8 protein-coding genes are annotated in these 6519 nt (G+C 46.2%); 7 read left to right on the top strand and 1 reads right to left on the bottom strand.

The genetic code is table 11. From position 1 onward, the window contains the following. Nucleotides 1-133 precede the first annotated feature (133 nt). The 3 genes from OXH00_24255 (at nt 134) to OXH00_24245 (ending at nt 2140) form a co-directional block, all read left to right on the top strand. Nucleotides 134-361, top strand: a complete 228-nt coding sequence (locus OXH00_24255) for a hypothetical protein (protein MCY3744137.1) — start codon at nt 134-136, stop codon at nt 359-361. A gap of 118 nt (nt 362-479) precedes the next feature. After that, nucleotides 480-1352: a carbonic anhydrase family protein gene (locus tag OXH00_24250; GenBank protein MCY3744136.1), complete on the top strand. Its 873-nt coding sequence runs from the start codon at nt 480-482 to the stop codon at nt 1350-1352. A gap of 146 nt (nt 1353-1498) precedes the next feature. Beyond that, nucleotides 1499-2140, top strand: a complete 642-nt coding sequence (locus OXH00_24245) for an HAD family hydrolase (protein ID MCY3744135.1) — start codon at nt 1499-1501, stop codon at nt 2138-2140. 107 nt (nt 2141-2247) lie between these two features. On the opposite strand, the gene OXH00_24240 is transcribed toward OXH00_24245, so the two are convergent. Then, nucleotides 2248-3444, bottom strand: a complete 1197-nt coding sequence (locus OXH00_24240; GenBank protein ID MCY3744134.1) for a hypothetical protein — start codon at nt 3442-3444, stop codon at nt 2248-2250. Between the two features lie 263 nt (nt 3445-3707). Between OXH00_24240 and OXH00_24235 the strand changes: the two genes are divergently transcribed. The 4 genes from OXH00_24235 to OXH00_24220 all read left to right on the top strand — a co-directional run bounded on the left by OXH00_24235 (nt 3708) and on the right by OXH00_24220 (nt 6456). Next, complete coding sequence (locus OXH00_24235; protein ID MCY3744133.1) at nt 3708-4103, top strand: hypothetical protein; 396 nt, start codon at nt 3708-3710, stop codon at nt 4101-4103. Between the two features lie 182 nt (nt 4104-4285). Continuing rightward, nucleotides 4286-5290, top strand: coding sequence for a hypothetical protein (locus OXH00_24230; protein ID MCY3744132.1), 1005 nt, complete (start codon nt 4286-4288; stop codon nt 5288-5290). Between the two features lie 36 nt (nt 5291-5326). Beyond that, the gene (locus OXH00_24225; protein MCY3744131.1) at nt 5327-5692 is read left to right on the top strand and encodes a VOC family protein; all 366 of its coding nucleotides are present in this window, start codon (nt 5327-5329) and stop codon (nt 5690-5692) included. A 32-nt stretch (nt 5693-5724) separates the two neighbouring features. Continuing rightward, nucleotides 5725-6456 carry a hypothetical protein gene (locus OXH00_24220; GenBank protein MCY3744130.1) on the top strand — a complete coding sequence of 244 codons (732 nt, stop codon included), beginning with the start codon at nt 5725-5727 and terminating at the stop codon, nt 6454-6456. Nucleotides 6457-6519: the final 63 nt, after the last annotated feature.

Raw genomic sequence — 6519 nt, 5'->3', positions numbered from 1 at the left:
GACGCCTTAACTTTAACTACAGGAGCGGGCATTCCTCCCAAACCTAAAGGATGGGTCTCCTGCCCGAAGATTAGATGATTTTTTATGGCACGACGACTGCGTTTGACGGTATACTACATGGAGACGTTAATTTATGGCTCATATTGATAAGGTGAAGGAAGAAATTGGCTGGTTGAAAGTGGTCTTTGCTGTTTTGCTTGCTACTGATATTTCCCTCATTGCTTGGCTGGTTCAGAATTACGGAAGTGTCAGGTTATTTCTTCTTCTAATCGGTCTAATCGGGGCGTTTCTGGTTACATTCATAATTGTTTGGGGTAATCGCGTTGCACGTCGAAAGATTAATAAATTGGAGGAATTGTGATGGAATGGATTCCAATTTCCGCGTTTGTGGTGTTTCTTATAGGACTTGGGATAGTCGTGCGCGATGCCACAAAAGAGTAAATTTGATTGTCAAATTGCGTTAGAGGATACAGACAATTATGGATAACTATGCGAAGTTGATTTTAGGACGTAGTTGGTATCATATTGCAAATTCATTGATTATTATTATGTGTGTACTTATGTGTATAACAGGTTGTGGAAAGACACGGAATGTCCCATCCGACACTGAGAAGATAGAATGGGGCTACGAAGCAGAAAACGGACCGGATGTTTGGGCGCAGCTCAGCCCGGAATACTTCTTGTGTGCTGAGGGGAGGCACCAATCGCCAATTGATCTTGTGAACCCCACGCCAGCTGAACTACCACCTATTCCCTACGACTACCACCTAACAAGCATGAACATCCGCAACACGGGTCATACAATTGAAATCGCATGCCCGGAAGGGAGCTGGATCGAGGTTGATGGCACGCGGTATCAGTTGCTCCAATTCCATTTCCATGCACCGAGCGAACATACGGTGGTAGGTAAACCCTTTGAAATGGAGGCTCACTTCGTTCATAAAAGTGAAGATGGCGCGTTGGCAGTCGTTGGATTGCTAATTGAGAGCGGTCGTCACAAAGGCGTATTTGACCCTATCTGGTCCCATCTACCCGCCGTTCCAGGTGAAACGCAACGTATTGAGAATGTCACTGAGGATGGCAGCTTGATCGTCGATCCTCGTTTTATGTTTTCACCAAATGACCAGATAACCGACGAAGCCCCCTCGCGTTTTTGGAACTACTATCGTTATGACGGTTCGTTGACGACCCCGCCTTGTTCAGAAGGGGTTAAATGGATTGTGCTGACAACGCCGATTGAGATGTCTGAATCGCAAATCGAAGCATTCAAAGCGATTATCCATGATAACAACCGGCCGGTACAACCCTTGAATGAACGAAAACTGCTCGTGAATTCCACCGGAGACGAGTAACTGACCCCCAAACGTTTCACTGAAATACGCCGAGAAAACGAGCACTTGAACGCAGCGATGTTACACGGATAGAAGGTGAACTATACCCACGCACAGAGAGGGACCTTCCTGAACATAACAACCGAAAAAACAGGGAAAAGTAACAAATGATCGCTACGATATTTGACATTGATGGCACACTGGTCGAAAACTTCGGTTTCGATGATGCCTGTTACATTTCCGCGATAAGAGAAGTCCTGGGTGAAGTTTATATCCATAGTGATTGGAGCAAATACAAAAACGTCACCGACACAGGTAGTTTGCGACAAATCATGGAGGAGAATAACATTCAGGAAAAAGGACAAGTTGAGGAAGTTCGCACAAAATTCGGCGAATTGATTCGGCAGTACCTTCAAAACGGTGGCAAATGCCTCCCAAAAGAAGGAGCTATTCATCTGATTAATAAACTTACCACTGTAGATGGCTATGAAGTCGGATGCGCGACAGGCGGTTGGCGACATACTGCCGAAATGAAACTCCAACATGTAGGATTTGACTGGAAGAATATAGTCTTAACTTCCAGTGACGATGGTGATGAGCGCGTAACGATTATGAAGAAGTGCCTATTGCAGTTAGGGCTTTGCTTCCAACGTGTCGTATACATAGGCGATGCTGAATGGGATATGCAGGCGACCCAAGAACTCGGATGGCACTTCATAGGTGTCGGCGCGCGCCTAAAGGGAAAGTGCAAATATTGGGTTGAAGACTTTTCGAGTTACGATACATTCACGAAAATGCTACATGTCTAAAATCGTAGTAACCAGATAAGTGTTATTTTTCGCTTCTGGCTTGCAATCTTCCGCGCCAATAGTTATCGTTTCTTATAGTTATGAAAGCGGTTGACACGGCTCACGCATTACTTGGAGGTAAGCCCCAGTTTGGACGAAATAGCCATATCCCAATCCCCGGTGAACACCCACCAATTTGTCATGGTTTTCTCTCCGTATCGAATCTGATTTCCATGCCCGGGCATATTCTGCATCCAGTAGATATACCATTGTGACTCCACACGTTGCGGAATCTTAGCAAGGTTCGCGTCGGGCCACTGATAGGTCAAATTTCCCCAAGTATCAACATTAACCACTTTCTTTGAACCGTTATTATCAGGGGTCCAATCTTCAATATCACTCTCGACATGTGCGGAGCTTTGGGTATCGTAGTGTTTGGTTGTATTCGGGGGCATGTGTGTCCAGCCCACACGCCCTGTGATGAAATCTTCATTTTCGTCTTGACCGACAAATTTTTTCCAAAAAAGGTTTGTATTACCGTGCTGTAAATGATTGACATGGCTCAATATCGCTTCCAATTGATGTCCATGGTTATGAACGGCTTCCGCTTGGGTCCGCCTGAAATTTTGTCCATAAACCGTATAGGTTGAATTATACACAGGTAAATCAGTGTTATCCCGGTTGCTGTTGGAAATGTCACCAGTCAGAGGACTTGACATGTTGGATTCCCACCAATTTCTGAAATTTTCAGGCTTATGGAGCCTTGGATCATAACTCGGAAAATCAGGCGAAACTCCGCCCATCCATACCCAAATCTCTTTGACACCTAAGCTGTTGACATAATGTGCCATATCGAATCTCTCGAATATCTGATAAAAATCAGGCGCATAGATAGGGAATCCATTTACCTCTCCAATAACAGGACCGCGAGGTGTTTGTTCATAAACCGTAATATATGCTACCACCCGATAACCTATCGATGGCGCGGCCGAAGGCGTTTTATAGCCTCTAAATCGACTGCCTTCCTCGAGCATAAACTTAATGCGCTTGTCAAAAACATCAATTCTTTCCTTCAGTGCCTCCAAGGAAATCTCACCGAGGCTCCGATAATCCGCTGCCATGGAGACATCTAAATTTTTTCCATCTGCCGTCGGTAAAAACCTCATGATGACGACAGGAATTTCATAAATATGACCGGGGGCAGGGGTCGCCAGATACGGGTGGATTGGCTCGAACACCGGGGAAATCTCTTGTGCAAACAGAGCCCATCGCTGTGTTACCATCACAATGAGCATAAAACCTAAAAGGGCTTGTCTTTTATTCATTTTTTCTCACGTATTCGTGCGAAGAAAGAGACATTCTATCTCAATCGCCAAAGCATCTCCAGATAAAGTGTTTATATCACACAAAACACAAAAAAGCACCTCCGCCAGACATGATTATTATAGCAACTTATATACGCTGTGACAATCTTTTAATGGAAAGTCTCTACAGAAAAGGTGGACAAAGTGATACGGTTAAAGTATAATATCCCACATAGCAAACCTAACACTTCAGTAAGATATCCAGCAGACGCATGGAGATAAAAATGTATTTATATCACGGAAGTAAGCAGTCGTTTTCCAAACTGAAAAAACGGAAGGCGCACGCACCACCCGGAAGACCGCCCGAAGAAGCCTTGGAAGCAATCTATCTCACGCCGGACTTTCTCTTCGCATTGGCTTCCGCTGCACGTCCACCCGGAACTTCTAATATAGATATGACAAAACGGCTCATCTCCTTTGACAATCCCGATCAGTTTGCGCCAGATGAGGCGATTTATATCTATTTTGTAAACCTCACAAAAATTTCAGACGACAAGAAAATCTACATTGATCCCTGGCAGATTGCTGTAACCGAGGATGAGATAACACCAGACAAAGTTGAAACGTATAAATCTGGCGACCTATGGAAATACTATCGCCTTGTCGATAAATTCGATTGACACACCAGTTATAATATAACGCAAGTTGCCATCTTTGTAGCATAGACTGTTAGTCTGTGCTTTTGCATCCGCAAACTAACAATGGACGCTATGAAATGCCATGGATAATCAGCCTCGTTGCCTAAATTTTGTCCGTAGCGACTTGGGTTAATATAGGAGAACCATTAAAAGGAGGGAACATCATGTTTATTGCCACTTACAATGCTATCTATACCGTTGGAGACGATGGAAATAGTGAACCCACCGTAGTCTATAAAGGCACAGATCATCAAATGGCTCCCCATGGCGCAATGGTTTCACTCTCAAACGGTCAAGCCTTGGTGTCCGCCTTGTCGGATGGAACGCTACTGATTTTATCGGAAGGTGGTGAAAAACGAATTCCAACAGGTATAGAGGACCCAATCGCTTCGTTGCTCGTTGTGCGTGAGGATCCGTTGACGCTGCTCATTGGAACGGATGAGGGGGCTTATGTCTATCGCCTCGTTGGAGAAGAGGGACCCGCTGAACGGGTCGTCGCCTTTGATGAATTAGAATGTCGAAAAGATTGGTACACGCCGTGGGGCGGCCCACCCGCCGTACGGACGCTTGCCAAAACCCAAGACGGTTTTTGTTACGCAGATATCCATGTCGGAAGTATCATGCGTTCCAACGATGAAGGGATTTCTTGGGAACCCGTCACGCCGGAACTTCATAAAGATGTCCATCAGGTCGCTACGTGTCCTGCAGACGATAATCGAGTTTATGCGAACACGCAAAACGGTGTTTATGTCAGTAGAGACCGCGGGAACTCGTGGGCAAATCGGATCGAAGGTTTACCGCGTCGCTACGGCACCGCTATCGCTGTACATCCAGCAAACCCAGACCTACTGATCGCCACAGTTCAAAACGGACCGAGAGGTGGTGGGGCTTGGCTCTGTCGTTCGGAGAACGGCGGCTCAACGTGGACACAACTCAACGATCAACTCACAGAATCCACCGATCGGATTAGCACGGGCTGTATTACTTTCACATCCGATGGAACAGCGTGGGCAGTTATTGGAAAGACGCTTTACATCGGGCGGGATCAAGCCACGGATTGGCAGACTTTCTGGACAGCCCCCGAATACGATGGTGAGTACCAGCCACCGTCCGACGAGTACGCTCTGTCCCATCTCCTTGAGTATCCGATCCAAATCCTTGCTGCTTAGCGCAACATTTGGGTTGATGTTGCGGAGATAGTAACCATGAATGTACTCGGAATCGACTTTACTTTCTTTGCGGTGAGCGATATGCAGAAATCGCTCACCTTTTATCGTGATCTACTTGGGATGCCACTGGCGTGTTTGGTACATGGAGGCACATGGGCAGAATTTGAGATAAATCCGGGCACACTCGTATTAGGACAGGGTTACGATTTTATACAGCCCGGTGGGGGAACGGTCGCGCTTGCTGTCAAGGACGTGAAAGCTGCCTTAGAAGAATTAGAACAAGCCGGAATTCATGCCCATTCGCCTTTGGGTGAATCCGCTGTATGTTTTTGGGCGATTATTGAAGACCCTGATGGCAATCGTGTGATCCTCCATCAGCGAAAGGATGGAACAGTCGGTTGAGATGTCGATCAGGAACAATATAGGAGAATCCGTTGATACAATACGCAAAGGAATTCTTGGTCATGCAAGTTAGATTCGCTCAGAAAATCGCCGAAGTCTCCAATCAAGCACTGGCAGACGTACTCATCGACTATACAATATTGCGAACCTTGTTCAACTTGCGAGTCTCTCATGACCTTCCGAATCCACTCTGGGATGAATTCATCGAAGGTCTTTGCGCGTCCGATAACTCCGAAGATTGGACATATACCTTCTATCTTCAACGCACAACTGCGGAGCCAGATGCTTCTGATGAAAGGCGATTTTTTGGGTGTTTCTCCTATGTCTACCCATGGCGCGGCACAAAAAAACTCCGGCTCCACTTTGAAAATCGTGAGACTTCTGAACATGGTGCATTGAGCAAGGAAAGAATGGCACTCCGAAAGTCGGAGTTGTCAGTGATGTTTGAATACATCCAAGCCAGCCATCCCGATGTAGAAACGGTGCGCGGTGGTTCGTGGCTCTATAACATCCCAGCCTACCTGAGACTCTTCCCACCGGACTATATCAAAACAGCGAAACCGGTCGGTTATGAAACCACATTCTGGGCGTTGTGGGGTCAATTTGTTGCCCGACACGGATCCGTTCGGCAACCCGCCGCTGCACAATTTTTGGCGTGTCTCAAAGCGCAGAAAACTGTTGAAGGCTGCCTCCAATGCTTTCCGTACCAAGTGCTACGCCCCGAATGTTCTATTGAGACATTCTACGATTTTTACAACTCCTAAGTCTTAAACAGCGATTTTTCCGCGGTCTATACAAGCGTTTGATTTTCTAATCCAATTTTTTCT

The organism is Candidatus Poribacteria bacterium, from assembly GCA_026706025.1.
Lineage (GTDB): Bacteria > Poribacteria > WGA-4E > WGA-4E > WGA-3G > WGA-3G.
The sequence above is the reverse complement of the archived record's forward strand: the minus strand, read 5'-3'. Positions and strand labels throughout refer to the sequence as shown.

Coding starts and splice junctions, on each gene's coding strand:
- OXH00_24245 (MCY3744135.1), top strand. CDS start 1,499: ATGATCGCTACGATATTTGACATTGATGGCACACTGGTCGAAAACTTC.
- OXH00_24250 (MCY3744136.1), top strand. CDS start 480: ATGGATAACTATGCGAAGTTGATTTTAGGACGTAGTTGGTATCATATT.
- OXH00_24225 (MCY3744131.1), top strand. CDS start 5,327: ATGAATGTACTCGGAATCGACTTTACTTTCTTTGCGGTGAGCGATATG.
- OXH00_24235 (MCY3744133.1), top strand. CDS start 3,708: ATGTATTTATATCACGGAAGTAAGCAGTCGTTTTCCAAACTGAAAAAA.
- OXH00_24240 (MCY3744134.1), bottom strand. CDS start 3,444: ATGAATAAAAGACAAGCCCTTTTAGGTTTTATGCTCATTGTGATGGTA.
- OXH00_24230 (MCY3744132.1), top strand. CDS start 4,286: ATGTTTATTGCCACTTACAATGCTATCTATACCGTTGGAGACGATGGA.
- OXH00_24255 (MCY3744137.1), top strand. CDS start 134: ATGGCTCATATTGATAAGGTGAAGGAAGAAATTGGCTGGTTGAAAGTG.